Genomic DNA, 20,646 nt, shown 5'->3' on the forward strand with positions numbered 1-20,646 from the left:
GCGGCGCAAAAGGCGCATGAGTAGAAGAAAGTAAGAAAGGGTACACGGGGGATGCCTTGGCTCTCAGAGGCGAAGAAGGACGTGATAAGCTGCGATAAGCTGCGGGGATCAGCAAATATGACTTGATCCGCAGATTTCCGAATGGGGAAACCTAATTAGTTGAAGACTAATTGCATAAATGCGCTAACCTGCCGAACTGAAACATCTAAGTAAGCAGAGGAAGAGAAAACAATAGTGATTTCCAGAGTAGTGGCGAGCGAAATGGAAGAAGCCCAAACCTGTTATGTTACGGCATAGCAGGGGTTGTAGGACCACAACATGAATATTAAACAGAACCGGAACGGGGTGGGAAACCCGGCCATAGAGCATGAGAGCTGCGTACGGGTAATGAATAGTAGGATAGTGGTATCCTGAGTACCGCGAGGTCGGAGACGCCTTGTGGGAATTTGCCGGCACCATCCGGTAAGGCTAAATACTCCTGAGAGACCGATAGTGAACCAGTACCGTGAGGGAAAGGTGAAAAGAACCCCGAACAGGGGAGTGAAATAGAACCTGAAACCGTGTACTTACAAGCGGTCGGAGCCTGGCAACGGGTGACGGCGTGCCTTTTGCATAATGAGCCTACGAGTTACTCTTCCCTGGCAAGGTTAAGTGTTTAAGACACGGATCCGAAGCGAAAGCGAGTCTGAAAAGGGCGTATAGTCAGGGGAGGTAGACGCGAAACCTTGTGATCTACCCATGGGCAGGTTGAAGGTGCCGTAACAGGTACTGGAGGACCGAACCGATAAACGTTGAAAAGTTTCCGGATGACTTGTGGGTAGGGGTGAAAGGCTAATCAAACTGGGAAATAGCTCGTACTCCCCGAAATGTTTTTAGGAACAGCCTGGCGGTTGAGTTATAAAGAGGTAGAGCTACTAATTGGGTGCGGGGGAGTCAAATCCTACCAAATCCAGATAAACTCCGAATGCTTTATAATATACGCTGGAGTGAGGCTATGGGTGCTAAGGTCCATGGCCGAGAGGGAAAGAACCCAGACCATCAGCTAAGGTCCCTAAATTATTGCTAAGTTGAACTAACGAGGTCCGATTGCACAGACAGCTAGGATGTTGGCTTGGAAGCAGCCATTCATTTAAAGAGTGCGTAACAGCTCACTAGTCGAGCGATCGGGCATGGATAATAAACGGGCATCAAGCAGTATACCGAAGCTATGGATTGCATGTAAATGCACTGGTAGGGGAGCATTCTATTTGTCGGAGAAGCAGGAAGGTAACTGACTGTGGAGGGAATAGAAAAGCAAATGTAGGCATAAGTAACGATAAGGCGGGAGAGAAACCCGCCCACCGAAAGACTAAGGTTTCCTGATCAACGCTAATCGGATCAGGGTTAGTCGGGGCCTAAGGTGAAGCCGACAGGCGTAGCCGATGGACAACTGGTTAATATTCCAGTACTTTTTATTACTGCGATGCGGTGACGGAGTAGTGACACTGACGCGAACTGACGGAATAGTTCGTTAAAGGCTGTAGGTATAAGACGTGTAGTTAAGTACGCATGTTTTGCTGAAAGCTGATAGTACACAGAACCTTCGGGGGATGTGATAGTTCAGGTAATCAGACTTCCAAGAAAACCCGCTAAGCTTCAGGTAATAAAAACCCGTACCGTAAACCGACACAGGTAGTCGAGGAGAGAATCCTAAGGTGCTCGAGTGAATCATGGCTAAGGAACTCGGCAAAATGGCCCTGTAACTTCGGGAGAAGGGGCGCTGTCAGCAATGGCAGCCGCAGTGAAAAGGCCCAGGCGACTGTTTAACAAAAACACATGGCTTTGCAAAATCGCAAGATGACGTATAAGGCCTGACACCTGCCCGGTGCTGGAAGGTTAAGAGGGGATGTTAGTCGCAAGGCGAAGCATTGAATCGAAGCCCCAGTAAACGGCGGCCGTAACTATAACGGTCCTAAGGTAGCGAAATTCCTTGTCGGGTAAGTTCCGACCTGCACGAATGGTGTAACGATCTGGGCGCTGTCTCAGCCATGAGCTCGGTGAAATTGTGGTATCGGTGAAGACGCCGGTTACCCGCAACGGGACGGAAAGACCCCATGCACCTTCACTATAGCTTAACATTGATATCGGATACAGGATGTGTAGGATAGGTGGGAGACTGTGATGTGGCTTCGCCAGGAGTCATTTAGTCAACGTTGAAATACCACCCTTTCTGTATTTGGTGTCTAACTCTGCAAAGCGGAGAACATTGTTTGGCGGGTAGTTTGACTGGGGTGGTCGCCTCCAAAAAGGTAACGGAGGCTTTCAAAGGTAAGCTCAGTACGCTTGGTAACCGTACGCGGAGTGCAATAGCAAAAGCTTGCTTGACAGTGAGACAGACAAGTCGAGCTGGGTCGAAAGACGGATATAGTGATCCGGTGGTTCTGCATGGAAGGGCCATCGCTCAAAGGATAAAAGGTACGCTGGGGATAACAGGCTGATCTCCCCCAAGAGCTCATATCGACGGGGAGGTTTGGCACCTCGATGTCGGCTCGTCACATCCTGGGGCTGGAGAAGGTCCCAAGGGTTGAGCTGTTCGCTCATTAAAGTGGCACGCGAGCTGGGTTCAGAACGTCGCGAGACAGTTCGGTCCCTATCTGTTGTGGGCGCAGGAAGTTTGAGTGGGGCTGACCTTAGTACGAGAGGACCGGGTTGGACTAACCTCTGGTGAATCTGTTATGCCGCCAGGTGTACTGCAGAGTAGCTACGTTGGGAATAGATAAGCGCTGAAAGCATCTAAGTGCGAAACTAGCCACAAGATGAGACTTCCATTGAGGGTCGTAGGAGACTACTACGTTGATAGGTTACAGGTATAAAGGTGGTGACATCATAGCCGAGTAATACTAATTGCCCGAAGCTTTCTTCGTGACGGATTAAGGTGAGTGGTTGATTAAGTTGATTAGGAGAGTGGTTGCAAGACTACACAAATAAAAAACCAAAGCGATCACTCATCTGAAACAAAACAAACAGATAAACAACAAAAGCTGTTGTTTTCTCTTCAATCAAGTACTTCTTTCAATAATATGTCATGTTAATGGGGGTGAATAGTTGATTAGGTTCATTAGGTGAGTAGTTTAAAAGCTATACACCATACAAGAACCACTCACCACTCACCCAATCAACCACTAACTTAAAAATATTCAGGTGCCTATATCGGCGGTGTCTACCTCTTCCCATTCCGAACAGAGAAGTCAAGCCCGCCAGAGCCGATGGTACTGCGGTAAAACGTGGGAGAGTAGGTCGGTGCCAACCTTTATCACCTTTAATGGTGCAACATTGCAAAAGCCTTAGCTAATAACTAAGGCTTTTTGCGTTGACGGCCTTTTCATAAGTCCGGCATACCAGCAGGCGTATGAGCGCAGAGCCCGGGCCGCAAGAAAACGCCCCGGATAAATCATAGTTGTATTCAACTTACATTGGCCCGCTCAGTTGCCGCGGGGTGGCTTTGTTCTTTTTCTTGACAAAAAGAACCAAGACCGAGCCATAGCGAGATAACGAATACCTGCACAAATAAACAATAGTGAGTAACTCAAGTCAGCAAAAAGGTTTCTTTGCCGCACATCCCGTCCCGATGCCATCGCACCGGGCCTTTTCCCTGCAAACCGGGCAGAACCACGGGCTGCAATTATTTTGCCCTGCTTCGCCCGCTCATTCCCCTCGCTTCTGCAAAAACTTGCTATGCCCCTGCTGCCGCACCGCCCGGCATCGTTCTGCCCGGTTTCGCCCGAAACTGTTTTGCTGACAGGGAGGAAGAGAACCAGGATTGTTAGATTCAAGAGATAAGACGGTAAGAGGATCTTCTTCGCCCTGCAATGCGGTACTGTAGCTTGCAGAAGATTCTTCGCTACCGTTCAGCGCATAACAGATAAGTTTTATACCCATCAACACAACAAAAAATATAAGTTAACACACATACTTTTTATTGTGGTAATAATAACTTACAATCATTTTTTTATGTTTGCGCTTCCAAAAATAGCCCCATGGAATTTGAAAAATTAGCAGCCCAAATTAAAGCAGAAATAGCAAAACTGGATACCACGCCCGAGCTTGATAAGATCAACAAGGCTTTCGACGAGAAGATCCGCAAGGTGGAGGAAGCCCGCCGCGAAAAGCTGGCTACCGTGCCCGACAACGCCGTTGAGCGAAAGAAACTCATCGCCGCCCTTGAAGCCCTTGGCGAAAAATATATTGAACCGGCTAAAAAGAAGAGCAAGGAATAAGCAAGGGTTTGTGAAAATGAATTTTAAAAGGCCGGCCGGTTGGGCCGGCCTTTTTGCTTATATCCGGCTTGCCCGTTTGCTGCGGTGGCGGGAGCTTTCAAGTTGATTGCCGCTACACTTCCCTCCCGGCGAATCAGGCCGTACGGTTACCTTTCGGCATGCATGCAGTAGTCGGTAAAACCTGGTGTTCAATTTTTGAAGGTGTAAACACTTTGCGTTTTACCTTAAAATTGAACGTTTGATAATCAGTGAGTTATGAATTGGTGAATTTGTTCGGGAACCTCATTTGAACAAATGCTATCTGATAATCAGCTATTTGAGATTTTGGTTTAAAAAACATTGAACACCCGGTTTTTAAAAATTGAACACTGACAAAACGGTGTCACCAGGGGGCGACTTTTTAGTGGGTAAATTTGAGTGCCTTTCATGATTGCCGGCAGGTTTGCGGCAAATAACGATGGATTATCCTGCTTTAGCTGCGGGACGGGGCACTAATTTTTATGGACCATACTTTGGAGAAACCTTTGGTTGTTCAGATGATTCAAAAGGATGTGAGGGATATGGCGGATGCGGCCGCGCGTAAGGGACAGATGGTGATGTCGGACCCGGATGCGGTGGTTGAGCTGTTTGATATTTACCCGGCCAATGAGTGGATGACTATGGAAACCGAACACGAAACGCCGCAAATGCTGTTTGGCAACTTTTGGCTGCAGGGCGAGTTGTGCATCTTGTTTGCCGATACCAATATGGGCAAAAGCCTCCTGGCCGTACAACTGGCCGACAGCATTAGCCGCGGCGAGCCCATTGCCCCTTTTGAGCTTGGGGCCGGCGCCTCGCCGGTGTTGTATATTGATTTTGAGCTTAGCGGCAAGCAGTTTGAACAACGCTATACCGACGGCCAAAACCGCTACCCTTTTGCCGCCGAGTTTTACCGCGGCGAATACAACCAGTTTAACCGTGCAAGCTCGCACTATCAAAAGCTGGACAGGTATGTGATCGAGGCTTTAACGCGGGGCATTAAGCGTACCGGCGCCGAAGTGCTCATTATTGATAATATTACCTGCCTGCGCAACGGAACCGAGAGCGCCGGGGCCGCCCTCTTGCTGATGAAGGAACTGAAAAAGCTTAAAACCCGCCATGGGATCAGCATCCTGGTGCTGGCCCATACGCCCAAGCGTAACCCCCGCCTGCCGCTGAGCCGTAATGATTTGCAGGGCAGTAAAATGCTCATCAATTTCTGCGACAGCGCCTTTGCCATGGGCGAAAGCCACTCCCGCCCCGGCCAGCGGTATTTGAAGCAGATTAAGCAGCGCAGCACCGCCGAAACTTATGGTGCCGATAATGTATGCCTTGCCCAATTGGAACGGCACAACGGCTTTTTGAAGTTTGTTTTTACGGGTAACGATTGCGAGAAAAACCACCTGCGCGACACCACCAGGCAGGAGCGCGAACGCATGAACCGGGATGCAAAAAAATTGAGCGACGAAGGTTTGAGCCAGCGACAGATAGCCGAACGGCTTGGCATGAGCGTGGGCAGCGTGAACAAGATGCTGAATCACCCCCTCTAAATCTCCCCCAAAGGGGAGACTTTTAAGTTAAGCTGGGGCACCATATCCGGCGCGAGTATGCAGGGTGTGGTTTGTGGGCTGCGTACTCGTGACCTATGGTTTATATCGTCCTAATAAAGTTTGTATCGTCCTAAAATAAGTTTACAGTTTAATTGATTAATCCTGCTATAGGTTTACATTATTGATTAGTCCTAAAATAGGTTTACAGATTGACATTTTTTGAATTATAATAACTTTTCCAATTTCGCTGTACAGATAGGTTATTTTGATGTACGATCTCAGGTGTAAGCATATTGCAACTCATGTGAGGCCTTAGCTTATTATAAGTGTTTACAGACTTAGCTAAAAGTTCCATAACCTGGTTTTTATCATTAAGTATATGATGTTCCAGGTACTCCTGTTTCATTATTCCATTTATCCGTTCCGCTACTGCGTTCTCTAAAGGGTCTCCGTTTTCGGTCATGCTGATGATTATTTCATTGTCCTGTAATAGCTTTACATAATCATAGCTACAGTACTGAACACCTCTGTCTGAATGATGTATTAAGCCAGTCAAAGGCTGGTCACTTTCTTTAATGGCCATTTGTAAAGCACTAAGTGTGTGAACTGCATCCAGTGTATCAGCGGCATGATAGCCGACGATCTTTTTACTATAGGCATCCGTTATAAAACTGATATAAACGAATCCCTTCTTTGTCCTGTAGTAAGTGATATCTGACACCCATATTTCGTTCACTTTAGTCGGAATAATTTCTCTTATGCAATTAGGATATTTTCTTAGCCAATGAAAAGATTGAGTAGTATGTATGCGCCGCCTTTTCTTTCTAACTAACAAGTAGTGAGCAGCAAGCAGATCAAAAAGCGCATCCCTGCCCATTTTTATCCGGTGCTCAAGCAAAAAAGGCTGCAGCAAAACATAGAGTTTTTTACCGCCAATAATCGGATGTATGGCCCTTATTGCCCGGACCTCATTTAATAATATTTCCTGCTCAAAGCTTATCGCTTCTGTCTCCCAAAAATGCTGGTAATAGGCCTGCCGGGTAACTCCAAGTAAACAACAGCACTTCACCAGGCTCATCCCAGGGTAGCTGTCTTTAATCTCACGGATTACTTGGTATCGGACTTTTTTCGGATATTGATCTTAAGATCTCTTTCGGCCACTTCTATCATTTTACGATAAAGCTCCTTCTCCAGCAATGCATCTTCAAGTTGCTTTTTTAATAACTTAATTGATGCGCTGTTTTCGGCCGGGACATCCTGATCTTTCTTGGTTGGCATATCATTCGAAGATACATAAATTGTTTTCTTCATCTCCAATCCGAATGATTTGAGCCAAAACGCAATACGGCTATTGCCTAATTTGTATTTCCTTTCAATCGTTGTTCGGCTTTCCTGACCTTCTAAATATTCTTGACAAACTTTACGCTTAAACTCCTCGCTGTACTGGCTTTGCCATTTGCTGCCATACACTTTTGAATATCTTTCCATTTTTGTTTACTGTTGTGTAAACCTATTTTAGGACAAGACAGTTTACAGATTAATTGATAAATCTTTAAGCTGGCGCACGCGTGTCGCGTGTGTCTTAATGTGCTAAGTATGCGACGGAGTTTAACCGTTTTTATTTATCGTTGAATTATTACCGGTAATGAGAAATTGCAAGTTTTGTGATGACGTAGACTTAGCATACGGGTCACACGCGATACGCGTGCGCCAGCGAGGAGAGGGGATTTGAATTATTAACGCTTAGCAACTTATTAACATTTGTCAATTATTTAATAGTTAGTATTATATTTAATATCCTAATTAGTATTTTATTGATAATGAAAGAAATAGATAGATTAATAAGCGCATTATATTTGGCAAAATCAGATAACAGGGAAGGTATGTTGTCAGATTTAATTCTGAATGTTCTTAATACCTTTTCTGATCCTTTGAGCTGTGACGAGATTATGGACTTTATTAGGATGGGGTTTCATTTAGAGCCTATAAAATTTGAAGTTCATAATAGGATTGAGAGTTTGATAGAAAGCAAGGAACTAAAAATAATTAATGAAAAATATTTATTAAGTGAAGAATCTAAACAAAGATTGTATTCAATAACCTTAAAAGCGAAGGAAGAGTCTGATAAAAGACTATCTCTTTTTAAAGTAATTTTGAATGAAATAGGTGAAGGCAGTCTCGCAAAAGAAGACGTTGTTGAGCTATGGAACGTCTTTAATGAATATTTGTTAGAGTGTTTTATGGTTTTTGGAAGAAAGGCCATTGATATATTTCTACCTTATAAGATCGATAAAATTTCAGAGAATGATCAAATACATAAGATAGCTATAAGCAAACTAAAATCCGAAAAACTAAAGCAGATTTTTAAGGTTTTGGTTTTAGAATACCCGGAAAGGTTATCCGAATTAGAGTTGCGATATTTATCTACTTTAACATCCCGGGCGGAAAAATTTTATTCTTTAGGAATAGAAAAGGATGAATATGACAAAATAAAGAACCTAAAGATAAAAGACTTAGTAATTCTCCTTGATACCAATATTCTTTATTCCATATTGAATCTTCATGTTCATCCTGAAAAATCAGCAATAATAGAGTTGATAAAACTCTCAAAGGAAAAGTTGATCGATTTAAGACTGGTTTATTTACCGAAAACTTATTTAGAACTTCAGCAAGCCAAGACTTGGCTTGAAACAATTGTCTCACGGGAGAATTTCAGGCCGGTTCAGATCAAGGCGCTTCTATCATCAGATCATTTAGAGCCATTTGCCAGACAATATTACGAGGCAAAATTGGCAAATTCCGATACGCCTCATCCCTCAGAAAGCCTTAGATATGCATCGGATGTTTTGAAATCTAAGGGTATAATTCTTTATAATGAAAGATTCGATCAGTTAGTTGATGATGAGGAGTACTTAAATCAAAAAATAGCCGAGTATTATGACTTTCAACGGTATTTTAATAATTTAAATGAGGAATTGGGTTATGAACTTAGATTGAATAAAACAGATAAAAAAGTAGAACATGACATTTTTTTAAGGGAGGCAGTTAACATCTTAAAAGACAAGTTTAACAAGGACGACGAGTTTAATTTTGTCTGTCTAACTTTGGATAATAGCTTAGTACATTTTGACCAATTTATCAAGAGGAAAAATAATGTTGGTTTATATAAAACAATTAATCCCAATTTTACATTCCCTTCGGCTTTATTAAAACAGATTAGACCCTTTATACCAATAATAACACACGATTATCGCAAGGCATTCATTACATCCCTTACAGCACCTTCATTTGAATATGTAGATAATGCAGATTCCATTAATCTGCAAAAATCTATGACATATTTTAAAAATATGGGAATTGAAGATGAAGAAGTTATTATCAACTGTATTAAACGTGAGTTGTTTTTGAAAGACTTTGAAAAGGAACAAAAAAAGGATAATGCAGAAGAATATATAAAATCTGAGTTAGCCAAAGAAATTGATCTGATGAAAGCAGATATATCGCAGATGTCAGAATTAATTAAACAAAAAGAACAAGATGAAATAGCAATTCTATCAGCGAAGGAACAAGAACAAGCTGAGCTAATGTCGATGGCTGAAGATGAAAAGGAAAAAATATTAAAGGATAAAGCCAAGGAATTAGAGGTGCTTAATACAGATTTGAATAATAAAGAAGAATTTATCGGCAGTTTAGCTACCAGAATTAAGGTTTTAGAGGAGATCAACCAAAAGAACACAAATATTTTAGGGTTCGAAGCTGCAAGGAACAAATGGCTCGTAGATAAGGATAAGTACATTTCAGATGAGTGGCAAAAGCAATCAATCGAATTGAGGAAAAATAGCCGCTACTTTTTAAAGGTTATTACGTTTACTTTCCTTCCTATTCTTTTAGCCATATTGATAAAGGTTTTTGGCGAGAAGCTAATAAAATTTGTAGAATCAAAGGGGATTAGCCAATAGTATGTATGGGGAGCGTTGGGGGTTATACAACTTATTGAACTCTTTTTCAGAACTTATTTAGTAGATAAAGAAGAAGTGAAGACTGGTAAAAAATGGTTTTTTAATTCTATTAGTAAAAAAGGGAATGATTTTATTAATGACAAAAAAAGAGTAATTGAGAAAACATTTCTTAACAATAATCCGGAACCCAAAATTGAACATTACTTAAATAAAGATGGAATTAATATTCAGATAAACAATATTGATGGTAACGTTCTTAAATCAGCAGTTTAATTCCCCGCTACTTCAAGCAAATTCAATAGCGCTATAGTATCAAAAAATCAAAGGACGCTGATTTTCGCTTGTGTGTACCAACGGATGCATTTCAGTGCTTTTAATGATAGACAGCAAACTATGGCATAAAATGAATTTTCAAGATGTAATGAGCTTAGGCACTTTCCTCGCAACAGTAGCATGGATGGTAATAGCCTATGTTTTATTTAAGCTTCAAGCGAAAACGTTTGAATTGCAGGCTGAGACATTTCGTACGCAAGCTGATACTTTTAAAGAGCAACAAAAAATAACTCAACTGGAAAACAAGAAATTCCTACTAAGTTTAAGGCCGGAGTTTATCATTAACAATAAAAAACTTTGGGATGGCCCGCGATTTCAAACGGCAAATGGTTACTTAGAAACACATGAAATTGAAGTAGAAATAAGTGTCATATTACATTCAGCTATCGACGTTGAATTTGTTAATAATACCCCTTTCCTAACTTCTGCTTATAAAGTCCAAAATACGCAGTTTGTTCCAATAGGCGCGCAGATCTTTATTCTAAAAGGGCCGGTGCCAAAAGAATATTCATCAAGAAAAATAGACGTGCAGATTTTTTTTAAAGATGAAATAGGTACTTTTTACATTCAATATTTAACCGGAACATATGCTAAACCCGAAATATCACCACCAATAGAATTTATTTAGTTTCTAACGAGCTCCCTTGCAACCGCACGCAAATCCAATACTTAGCAAACTGACCACAAGGCACAGTCTTGCAGTATCAAAAAATTAAAAACGCTGCCACAAGGTAAGCTAAACGTTAAGCAAAGCCTTTACCAGACACTCTTTCGGCCCCTACGCCCCGCCCGCGTTAGATCGCAGCGGAAAACCCACAGCCCACACAGGCCTTCGTGCGAAAGCCAGGGCGAGGATTTGCATCCGCCAGCTGGCAGACCGGCCGCAGGCAACGCCATTGTTCAGTTGGCAGTTATTAGTTTGCAGTTTATAAATCTGTTGGCAGTTTTTAATTGGCGGTTAGCAGTTGTTATTTAGTGGCAGTAGCAAGTGGCAGTTTGCAGTAGCAGCGAACGGGAATTCTTCTATGGAGAAGGGGTGAGGGGGGCATATGTTTATCAACCGTGTTGTTTATCGCCTGCATAACAAATCCCTGCTAACGTGTATTGCCACCTGTTTCCCCGGAGGCTACTGTGTACACATCTTTTTTAGTATACCGTAAATAAGAAGCTTTTTCATTTCGAACGAACCGGAAGAGGGATTGCGCGTAGGGGTGAGCAGAAATCTTACGCGCCCGCTTTGAACAATGTAAATAATACATAGGAGATTTCTCATCCTTTCCCTGCTATTTCCTGCCCTCAAAGGATTCGAAATGACGTTTTCTTTTATACAATACTTGTGTACACACTGTAGCTCCCGGAGGTATGGAACCGAGCATTCCCCGCGCTTTTATGATTGTTCCGATATTCGGCAACAAGCTTAATAAAAAAGCGTCATTTCGGGGTATTAAGCCATCCCCGATTTGCAGGTTCGCCCTGTACAGTTTGGGATGGCTTAATGCCTCGTAATGACGCGATTATGATGAATTGTGTGTTCTGAATTTATTAACTCAACACATTCCTCCAGCTCACCAGGTTGCCGATGATCTTATCCAGCTGATCGGCGGGAACGCGTTCCTGGGCCATGCTGTCGCGGTGGCGGATGGTTACGGTGTTATCTTCTAAAGTCTGGTGATCTACCGTGATGCAGAACGGCGTACCAATGGCATCCTGCCTGCGGTAGCGCTTGCCGATAGCATCTTTTTCCTCGTACTGGATATTGAAGTCGAGCTTCAGCTTATCCATGATCTCGCGGGCTTTTTCGGGCAGTCCATCTTTTTTGGTAAGCGGGAAAATAGCGGCTTTAACCGGTGCCAGGCAAGGGTGCAGGCGTAACACGGTGCGGCTGTCCTGTTTCTCTTCGGTGCTCAGGTCTTCTTCTTCGTACGCGTTGATCATGGTAAGCAGGAACATCCTGTCTAAACCTATTGAAGTTTCAATTACGTAAGGGATATAGTTGCCGTATGGTTTACCTGTTTCAGGATCAACCTCGGGGTCAAAGTATTGCATTTTTTTGCCCGAGAACTCCTGGTGCTGGCTTAAATCGAAATTGGTACGGCTGTGGATGCCTTCAACCTCTTTAAAGCCAAACGGAAACTCAAACTCAATGTCATAAGCGGCATCGGCGTAATGGGCCAGTTTGGTATGCTCATGGTAACGGTATTTGGCAGCATCGGTACCCAGGGCAAGGTGCCATTTTAAACGGGCTTCCTTCCACTGGTCAAACCACTCTTTTTGTGTGCCGGGGCGAACGAAGAACTGCATCTCCATTTGTTCAAACTCGCGCATGCGGATAATGAACTGGCGGGCAATCACCTCGTTACGGAACGCCTTACCAATTTGCGCAATACCGAAAGGGATTTTCATCCTGCCCGATTTTTGCACGTTAAGGTAGTTTACAAAGATGCCCTGAGCGGTTTCGGGGCGCAGGTAAATGGTATCGGCATCATCAGCTACGGCGCCCATCTGGGTGCTGAACATGAGGTTAAACTGGCGAACTTCTGTCCAGTTGCGGGTACCGCTTACCGGGCAGGCAATTTCATGCTCAATGATCAAATCGCGCAGGCGGGTAAGGTCTTCGGCTTTCAGGGCCTCGTCCATGTCATGCTGTAGTTGTTCAGCTTTATCGGTTTTGCCTTCGCTGTCGTATTTAGCTATCTTGTCTTCCAGCAGCTGATCGGCGCGGTAGCGTTTTTTTGAATCTTTATTGTCGATCATCGGGTCGCTGAAGCCATCCACATGACCGCTTGCCTTCCAGATCTTAGGGTGCATAAATATGGCCGAATCAATGCCTACGATGTTATCATTCATTTGCACCATGGCTTTCCACCAGTAGGTTTTGATGTTGTTTTTGAGTTCGGCGCCATTTTGGCCGTAATCATAAACTGCGCTTAAGCCATCATAAATCTCGCTGGAAGGGAAAACAAAGCCATATTCCTTAGCGTGCGATATAACATTTTTAAAAAGTTCGTCGGTTGATTTGCTCATAATAGCTGCAAAGATAATTTTTGATTTCGGATTTGGGAATTTCGATTTCGGATTTACTTTGATTTGGGATTTGGGGAGGGCCGGCTGCCCTGAGCTGTGGACGGGCTGTGTGTACACATCTTTTAAATTCTATCAATAATTGAAAAAAATGTCATTTCGAACGAACCTGGTGGGAGAATTCGCGCGCAGGGGGGTGAGGAGAAATCTTCTACACCCTGCTTTTATAGGTATGATTGTAGAGCCTGATGTAGAAGATTTCTCTTTCGCCCCACTTCTTAGCCCGCCCCTGCTCAATCGAAATGACATTTTTTTTATACAATACTTGTGTACACATAGTCTGGTAAACCGGATTGTATCAGTGTTAAAATAATATGTTGAGGGGCATTTTTAGTAAAACTGGCTCTCCATATGTTCCTCATATTCAGTCAGCAGTTTCTCATAATTTGTAAATCATTCACAATTATTATCAAGAGTTATAAACTATTGGCTGTTTTGCATTATTATTGCAGTGAGCCTACAATACCGATCACAAATGGAACAAATTGTAAAAATACTTTCTGCAAAATATGTTACCCACAATGTGAGGCAATTCAGGCTTGAAAAACCTGCCGGTTACAGCTTTATACCGGGCCAGGCTACTGAGTTATCTATCAATATGGAGGGTTGGCGGGACGAAACACGGCCTTTCACCTTTACCTGCCTTAACGATGATGATTACCTTGAATTTACTATAAAAACTTATACCGACCATGATGGTGTTACCAACCGGTTAAGCAAGGTTAATGAAGGCGATGAGCTTATCATTCGCGACGCTTGGGGGGCTATTGAATATAAAGGCGCCGGTTACTTCATTGCAGGTGGTGCTGGTATCACCCCTTTTTTGGCTATACTAAGGCAATTAAATAAGGATGGCGCAATAGCCGGCAACAAGCTTTTCTTTTCTAATAAAACTGATAAGGATATTATTTTGAGGGATGAACTTAAAAGCATCCTTGGTGCCGATGCGCACTTTACTATTACCGGCCAAAAGGACAGTATGTATGATCAGCGACGGATAGATGCCGGATTTCTGAAAGCTGAAGTAAAAGATTTCTCAAAGCATTTTTATATATGTGGCCCCGACGCTATGGTTGCCGGGCTCAGCGACATATTGGGGCAACTCGGAGCCGATAGTGATTCGGTGGTATTTGAAAGGTAGTTTATGCGGAGACGCATCACGTGCGGTCTATTATGCTTTGTCTTGCATGTTATCCCTGCATATTACAGACACATGTGGTGCGCCTCTGCAAAATACCTTTTATTAAACAGCCTGGAAAGCTGTCCGGGTGTCTATCCGGAAGAATGGGCACCCGGTCAAAAAAAAGCGGACAGGCGTTGTCAGCCAGCTAATGTAATACGTTTTATACTTACTATAAGTTGCCCCGTTTAGTATAAAACCAAAATGGCCCATATGTAATAGCCACACCAGGCATCTCCTGAAACGAAAACTCAACGGAATATTTTAGCAGAAGTAATTTACAGTATCAGTGAAAAAGCTTAATTTTCGCCAACTTTACTTTATCACTTTATCCGATCAAAACAATAATGTACCGGTTGTTTTCTGTTTTACGCGCTGCAGCATTACTGCTTGTTTTGTTAGGTTCTTATATCCCGTATTTATCGGCACAGGCCCCGGTTATTAAATATACAACGCCGCATGTATACAGGATCAATAATCCCATAACGCCTTTAGCTCCAACTAATACAGGAGGTGCGGTGCCGGAAACTATTTATGGGCAGGTGAGTAAAATAGCGGGCGGCGGTACCCCCGGATATTTTTATACGGTAACAAGTGTAACGGTTGACCCGGCCGGAAATGTATTTGTTGCGGATTGGGCCGATAATAGAATTTACAAATTGACTCCTGCAGGAGATATTTCAACATTTGTGGGACATTCAGAAGCTGGTTGGGACGATGGGCAGGGTACCGCCGCAACAATTTATGAACCTGATGCACTGCTTTCGGATGCTGCCGGCAATATATATTTCAGCGATCAGGCAAGTCACCTGATACGGAAAATAACACCGGGAGGTTTGGTTAAAACAATTGCGGGAACGCCGCATGCGCCGGGTTTTGCTAATGGCACGGGTTCGGCCGCTAAGTTCGACAACCCGAGAGGCTTAGCCATAGATAATGCAGGGAATATCTATGTTGCTGATCAGGCTAATAACCGGATCAGGAAAGTTACACCAGGCGGCGAGGTATCCACTTATGCAGGCAGCGGCGCTTCGGGCGGTAATAACGGCCCTGCAGCTTCCGCATCGTTTAACACACCCACCGGTGTTGCGTTTGATGTTGCAGGTAACTTATATGTTTCGGATGTTGGAAATAGCGCCGTACGAAAAATAACCCCTGCGGGCATAGTATCTACATTTGCAACCGGTTTGAATTTTCCGCGTGAGCTTAAGGTAGATGGCACCGGTAATGTGTATGTTGCCGAGCAGGATGGCAACACTATAAAAAGAATAAGCCCTAACGGAACAACTACAATTATTGCAGGGGGCGGCAAAAAAGATGCCGGCGGAGCAGCATCCTGGTTTAACGGGCCGCTTGGATTAGCAATGGACGGAAAGGGTAATTTATTTATTGGCGAAAACGTTAACAACGACGTTAGAAAGATAGTAATAACCGGCTACACCATTAATAAGGCTTTACCGGCAGGACTTGTATTTGACCCTAAAACAGGTATCATAACAGGTACGCCAACTGTTTTATCGCCACCAACGGATTACACGGTTACGGCCTATAATGCCACCGGCAGCAACAGCACAACTGTAAATATAGAAGTAGCAGATTTTACCCTGCTTCCCTCAGTCATTACTTTTCCGCCCCCGGTGGTTGTGCATATCGATCCGGATAATATTTTGCATCCCGGGGCTACCAGTAATAATACCAACACCGAAACGCCTGTTACTTATACCAGCAGTAACCCCGATGTAGCTTATGTAGGTGCCGATGGGCAAATTCACGTTGTAGCTCCCGGCAAAACAATTATAACAGCTTACCAGGCCGGAGATGAGGGATATTTGGCCGCCGTCCCCGTGCCCAGAACATTTACCATTACACAGGACCAGGTGATCACTTTTCCTGCCATTGCTAACAAAACTACCTGTGATCCTGATTTCCCGGCTGGGGCAACAAGTTCTAATTCAACCATTCCGCTTACTTATGTAAGCAGCAATCCGGCTGTTGCTACGGTTTCAGCAACAGGGGCTGTTCATATCATAGCCGCCGGCTCAACCAGCATCACCGCGTCGCAAACCGGAAACGATTTGTATAACGCGGCTACTCCTAAATCGCAACTATTAACGGTTACCGCCCCGGTTATGCCGTCGGTGCATATAACGCCTGATTTTTATAATAGTTGCGATGGGTTGGAGGTTACCTACACAGCCGATGCCCAAAATGCGGGCAATAATCCAACCTATCAGTGGCAGGTAAATGGCCAGAACAGTGGTGGTCATACTAACACTTATATCAGCAGCACATTACACACAAGCGATATCATTACCTGCGTGGTTACCAATAATGACGGATGTGCACCCCTAACCTCCCCGGTATCTAATGAGGCTACAATAAAAGCCGATCTAAATGTTACACTTTCCCTAAGTATCAGTTCGTCTGTGAGCGGAACAATAATTTCGGGTACCCCGGTCACTTTTAAGGCCGTATCACCTAATACCTTGGATAATCCTGTTTATCAATGGTATGTTAACGGGCAAAATGCAGGCGGCAACAGCGCTACATTTACAAGTAATAGCCTGGTTGACGGTGATGAGATTAGCTGTAACATGATTTCGGGAGGAAAATGTATCATTAATCCATCGGTAAACTCAAATGCTATTACGGTTTCTGTAATAGTTCCCGAAAAAATTGTGGTCCCCAATACCTTTACACCCAATGGTGACGGATATAACGATACCTGGTTTATCCCCGGACTATTGTCATACGCTAACTGTACCGTCAATATTTATAACCGGTATGGCGCCATGATGTACCGCTCGGTAGGGTACCAGCAACCCTGGGACGGAACGAATAACGGTAAATCCGTACCTTCCGGAGCGTACTACTATGTAATTGATACCAAAAACGGAAGCGCAAAGCTGAGCGGGGAAGTAACTGTATTGCGGTAATCAGCGTAATTACCAGGAAACGGTGCCAGTCCGGAGATCTGAGGAGACTGGACGGACACTTTAATAAAGCAGATATAGTTTGTTTGCAAACGCAATCTCACGTCTCAAATCTCATATCTAATTCCTCAATCTCAAATCTAAAATCTATTTTTACAGCCATGAGTATCAGTGTTGAGGCGTTAACCAAAGTTTACGGCGTGCAAAAGGCTGTTGATGGCATCAGTTTTACTGCCCAACCGGGTGTGCTGGGCTTTTTGGGGCCTAATGGTGCGGGTAAATCAACTACCATGAAAATCCTTACCGGCTTTATTCCGCAAACATCGGGTACGGCATCGGTATGCGGGTTTGATGTGGTTAAACAGCCGCTTGAGGTTAAACGCCGCATTGGTTACCTGCCCGAAAGTAACCCGCTGTATACGGATATGTATGTTAAAGAATCGCTGGGTTTTGTTGCCGGCATCCATAAGCTCCGCGAGCCTGCCAAACGCATTGCAGATATTATTGAGCAAACAGGCCTCGGCCCCGAGCAGCATAAAAAAATAGGGCAACTGTCAAAAGGCTACCGCCAAAGGGTTGGCCTTGCACAGGCCATGCTGCATGACCCGGAGGTGCTGATATTGGATGAGCCAACCTCGGGCCTCGATCCTAACCAACTGATAGGGATCCGCCAACTGATCCTTGATTTGGGTAAAACCAAAACCATTGTACTGTCAACCCATATTATGCAGGAGGTGGAGGCCGTATGCAGACAGGTGATCATCATTAACAAAGGCACCATTGTAGCCAACGATACCCTGCAGCAGCTCCGGAAAAATAACGGTGGTAAATCGCTCGAGGAGGTTTTTATCAGCCTTACCAATAATTAAACAGAGCGGTTAACCAATATCTTTTGCCTTGTCCTGAACTTTTTTGCGAAGGGTATTAAAAAATATACTCCTTTCTTTTTCGCCCACTAAACTTATGTGGGTTGATTTGCTGATAATGTTTTGAAGATTTTTGAAAGTGTATTCGCAAAATTCGGCGTCTTGCGTGGCCATAAAGTTTAGCCCGTTATGGTTCAGGTAGGCTATCTGCCGGTCGTCACCCTTTACAAAAATGGAGTTATCGCCAATAAGGCATTCATTAATATAAATTTGGTAAGGCGCACCATCGGGTGCCGACGATTGGTTATAAATAAATTTTCGTCCCTTTTCGGCCTGCATTTCTACGTGATTTAATAGCTCGTCCAGTTGGGCGTACACTTTATGCAGGATTTCCTTGCCGGCAAAAATGTTGGTATGCCTGTAAAATTCAATCTGCCTGATGGTAACGTGGATACTTTCTTCGGTCCATATTTCGGTAGATGGTATTTGTACGTACTGCCTGATAACGTTTTGAGCTTTTTGGAGGATCAGCGGATCGCCTTCTTCGCCGGTAAATTGTTGTTTGGCCAAATCAGGGTACCCGATAAGGGTACGTTTCCAGAAAAAGAATTTAAAAGCACTCAGCTCCGGGAACTGCATAAAATGAAACAGCGGCACATCTTTATTAAAAAAATAGATCTGCGCATTTTTTAATGTTTTGAATAAACCCAGGCTATTTACCAGGTCCTGCATGTAATCATTAAAGGTGAAGTTTGTGCTATCCACCTTGTTACCGGCAAAAATTACGGTGTTGTTTTGCATGCGGAGCAACTGATCAATAGAGATCTTGTATTTATTGCTAAGGATCTGAATTTCATCAAGGCTTATTGGTTTTTCGCCCCGGATACGTCTGTAAGCACTATCGTTGCTGATATTCAGCAGTTCGGCTATTTCATCAACAAAAGAAAGGTGAGGTGGCAGCTTTGCCTTTATATGGTTAAAAAGCAGCAGCTGGGCAGGGGTATTATCCATAATGCAGGAATTAACAAGTGGTTTGTTTTAGCAATTATTAGTCACCCTCCCCTTCATTATCAGTAAAAAATGCAACAACCGGCGCTAACACATAATAAATGTAGCTAAAAATGCAATTGTTTCCAAATGGTTGTATTACAGTTAATTAATTGTTGCGTAATGTGGTTTGTGATGCTGGTTTTCTCATTTTAAACCGGCTGGTAATGATAGTAGCTTTATTCAGTAATTAATAATTATTAACCTTAAAATCAAAGTATTATGAAAAAGTTATTCTTATCACTGTCGCTGGTTGGAGCAGCATTCGGCAGTTTTGCGCAATCTTCAAACGGGTCGGGAAAATTCAGCATTGGTGCTGAAGCGACTATCCCAACAGGCGATGCGCACCAGTTTTTTAATTATGGAATAGGCGGCTCGCTTAAATATGAATATCCACTTTCAAAAACGGTTTTTGTCACCTTATCGGCGGGCTATGAATCGTTGCATGTTAAAAGCGGCCTTCAGGAGCCTGATACTAAATCATCATTTGGTTTTATCCCGGTAAAAGCAGGGATCAAGCCCTACCTGGATGGAGGTTTCTTTTTTGAAGGGCAGTTAGGTACTGTGTTTTCAACCGAAAAAGACGGTGGTAATTCCTTTCTCTATTCGCCGGGCTTAGGTTACACCTTTAACGGAGGGTTTGAAATAGCTGTGCGTTATGAAGCCTGGTCAAACAACGGAACAATCGGGCAGGTGGGCGCGCGGTTGGCATACCGGTTTTGATTTAATGGCATAAAGGCCGGTAAGGCCTTTATGCCATATTAACACTAAAAGAAAATCATCATGAAAACTATAACAACAATTTTCGCTGCTTTTGCCGGTTTGGTATTTTTTAGCAGCTGTAGTAAACAGATTTACTCGCATAAAGAGGTTATGCAAAGTTATCATACCAAAAATGATGTTATCCGGCAATTTGGGCAGCCCGACGAAATCATGATTGTAAATGACACTACCGGGTGGCTTTACAATTGCAGCGATCCCTCAGTTTTTAACGATACAAAAACAAAGGTGAAGGTAAATGGCGTATTTAATGCAGGCAGCGGTTTTAATACAATCCCGGTAAGTGTAAAGCAATTTTCGCAATACAATAAGTATGTAAAGTTTACATTTAACCATGATGGCAAGGTTTTAAACTGGGATTCATCGGGTTTGAATTTTGCAGAGAGAAAAGCCAATCCTTTAGCTACAATAGGAGTAGTGGCGATGGTTGTTGTTGCCAGCGCAATTGTTATTGTTGAAATGGATCCCTGGAAGATAGGGGCACCTTAAACCAGGTTAACCTGAAGAGTGTACCACCCGCAAGTTTTAAGCGTCCTTCGCTTGAGTTGTTTTAACAGGAGCATCCACGATCCCGCTTATTTTTAATAATATAGCAAACGTGGATGCTTTTTTGAACTTCGGTTTAAGCGAAAGATGCTTAAAC

14 protein-coding genes and 2 rRNA genes are annotated in these 20,646 nt (G+C 43.4%); 12 read left to right on the forward strand and 4 right to left on the reverse strand.

Annotated elements, in window-relative coordinates; all coding sequences use genetic code 11:
- The first annotated feature begins 23 nt into the window (after nt 1-23).
- The 4 genes from SNE26_RS27835 to SNE26_RS27850 all read left to right on the forward strand — a co-directional run bounded on the left by SNE26_RS27835 (nt 24) and on the right by SNE26_RS27850 (nt 5,824).
- Nucleotides 24-2,903: ribosomal RNA gene (locus SNE26_RS27835) — 23S ribosomal RNA — on the forward strand.
- Between the two features lie 273 nt (nt 2,904-3,176).
- A 5S ribosomal RNA gene (gene rrf / locus SNE26_RS27840) occupies nt 3,177-3,288 on the forward strand.
- Nucleotides 3,289-4,016: 728 nt separating this feature from the next.
- Complete coding sequence (locus tag SNE26_RS27845) at nt 4,017-4,256, forward strand: hypothetical protein (RefSeq protein WP_321557092.1); 240 nt, start codon at nt 4,017-4,019, stop codon at nt 4,254-4,256.
- 500 nt (nt 4,257-4,756) lie between these two features.
- Nucleotides 4,757-5,824, forward strand: coding sequence for an AAA family ATPase (locus SNE26_RS27850; RefSeq protein ID WP_321557093.1), 1,068 nt, complete (start codon nt 4,757-4,759; stop codon nt 5,822-5,824).
- A 202-nt stretch (nt 5,825-6,026) separates the two neighbouring features.
- Here SNE26_RS27850 and SNE26_RS27855 read toward each other — a convergent pair whose 3' ends face one another.
- Both SNE26_RS27855 and SNE26_RS27860 read right to left on the reverse strand, forming a co-directional pair.
- Nucleotides 6,027-6,902 (reverse strand): IS3 family transposase, encoded by an 876-nt coding sequence (locus SNE26_RS27855; RefSeq protein WP_321554928.1) that lies wholly within the window; start codon nt 6,900-6,902, stop codon nt 6,027-6,029.
- 29 nt (nt 6,903-6,931) lie between these two features.
- Nucleotides 6,932-7,312, reverse strand: coding sequence for a hypothetical protein (locus SNE26_RS27860; protein WP_321554927.1), 381 nt, complete (start codon nt 7,310-7,312; stop codon nt 6,932-6,934).
- 332 nt (nt 7,313-7,644) lie between these two features.
- Here SNE26_RS27860 and SNE26_RS27865 point away from each other — a divergent pair, with 332 nt between their 5' ends.
- The 3 genes from SNE26_RS27865 (at nt 7,645) to SNE26_RS27875 (ending at nt 10,744) form a co-directional block, all read left to right on the forward strand.
- Nucleotides 7,645-9,783: a hypothetical protein gene (locus SNE26_RS27865; protein WP_321557094.1), complete on the forward strand. Its 2,139-nt coding sequence runs from the start codon at nt 7,645-7,647 to the stop codon at nt 9,781-9,783.
- Nucleotides 9,784-9,858: 75 nt separating this feature from the next.
- On the forward strand, nt 9,859-10,056 hold the full coding sequence (locus SNE26_RS27870; RefSeq protein ID WP_321557095.1) for a hypothetical protein: 198 nt from the start codon (nt 9,859-9,861) through the stop codon (nt 10,054-10,056).
- A 130-nt stretch (nt 10,057-10,186) separates the two neighbouring features.
- Nucleotides 10,187-10,744, forward strand: a complete 558-nt coding sequence (locus SNE26_RS27875) for a hypothetical protein (RefSeq protein ID WP_321557096.1) — start codon at nt 10,187-10,189, stop codon at nt 10,742-10,744.
- 914 nt (nt 10,745-11,658) lie between these two features.
- Here the strand turns inward: SNE26_RS27875 and SNE26_RS27880 are convergent.
- A complete protein-coding gene (locus SNE26_RS27880) occupies nt 11,659-13,140 on the reverse strand; it encodes a glycine--tRNA ligase (RefSeq protein ID WP_321557097.1) in 1,482 nt (493 codons plus the stop codon).
- A gap of 532 nt (nt 13,141-13,672) precedes the next feature.
- Here SNE26_RS27880 and SNE26_RS27885 point away from each other — a divergent pair.
- From SNE26_RS27885 to SNE26_RS27895, 3 genes are all read left to right on the forward strand, one after another.
- Nucleotides 13,673-14,338 carry an FAD-binding oxidoreductase gene (locus SNE26_RS27885; RefSeq protein WP_321557098.1) on the forward strand — a complete coding sequence of 222 codons (666 nt, stop codon included), beginning with the start codon at nt 13,673-13,675 and terminating at the stop codon, nt 14,336-14,338.
- Between the two features lie 386 nt (nt 14,339-14,724).
- Nucleotides 14,725-17,313, forward strand: a complete 2,589-nt coding sequence (locus SNE26_RS27890; RefSeq protein ID WP_321557099.1) for a gliding motility-associated C-terminal domain-containing protein — start codon at nt 14,725-14,727, stop codon at nt 17,311-17,313.
- Nucleotides 17,314-17,471: 158 nt separating this feature from the next.
- Nucleotides 17,472-18,179, forward strand: coding sequence for an ATP-binding cassette domain-containing protein (locus tag SNE26_RS27895; protein WP_321557100.1), 708 nt, complete (start codon nt 17,472-17,474; stop codon nt 18,177-18,179).
- A gap of 9 nt (nt 18,180-18,188) precedes the next feature.
- Here SNE26_RS27895 and SNE26_RS27900 read toward each other — a convergent pair whose 3' ends face one another.
- Entirely contained in the window at nt 18,189-19,187 is a 999-nt protein-coding gene (locus SNE26_RS27900; protein WP_321557101.1) for a helix-turn-helix domain-containing protein, read from the reverse strand.
- Between the two features lie 258 nt (nt 19,188-19,445).
- Between SNE26_RS27900 and SNE26_RS27905 the strand changes: the two genes are divergently transcribed.
- Both SNE26_RS27905 and SNE26_RS27910 read left to right on the forward strand, forming a co-directional pair.
- Complete coding sequence (locus SNE26_RS27905) at nt 19,446-19,946, forward strand: outer membrane beta-barrel protein (protein ID WP_321557102.1); 501 nt, start codon at nt 19,446-19,448, stop codon at nt 19,944-19,946.
- A gap of 60 nt (nt 19,947-20,006) precedes the next feature.
- Nucleotides 20,007-20,492: a hypothetical protein gene (locus tag SNE26_RS27910; RefSeq protein WP_321557103.1), complete on the forward strand. Its 486-nt coding sequence runs from the start codon at nt 20,007-20,009 to the stop codon at nt 20,490-20,492.
- The last annotated feature ends 154 nt before the right edge of the window (nt 20,493-20,646 follow it).

Origin of the sequence: Mucilaginibacter sp. cycad4 (assembly GCF_034263275.1) — a bacterium.
Lineage (GTDB): Bacteria > Bacteroidota > Bacteroidia > Sphingobacteriales > Sphingobacteriaceae > Mucilaginibacter.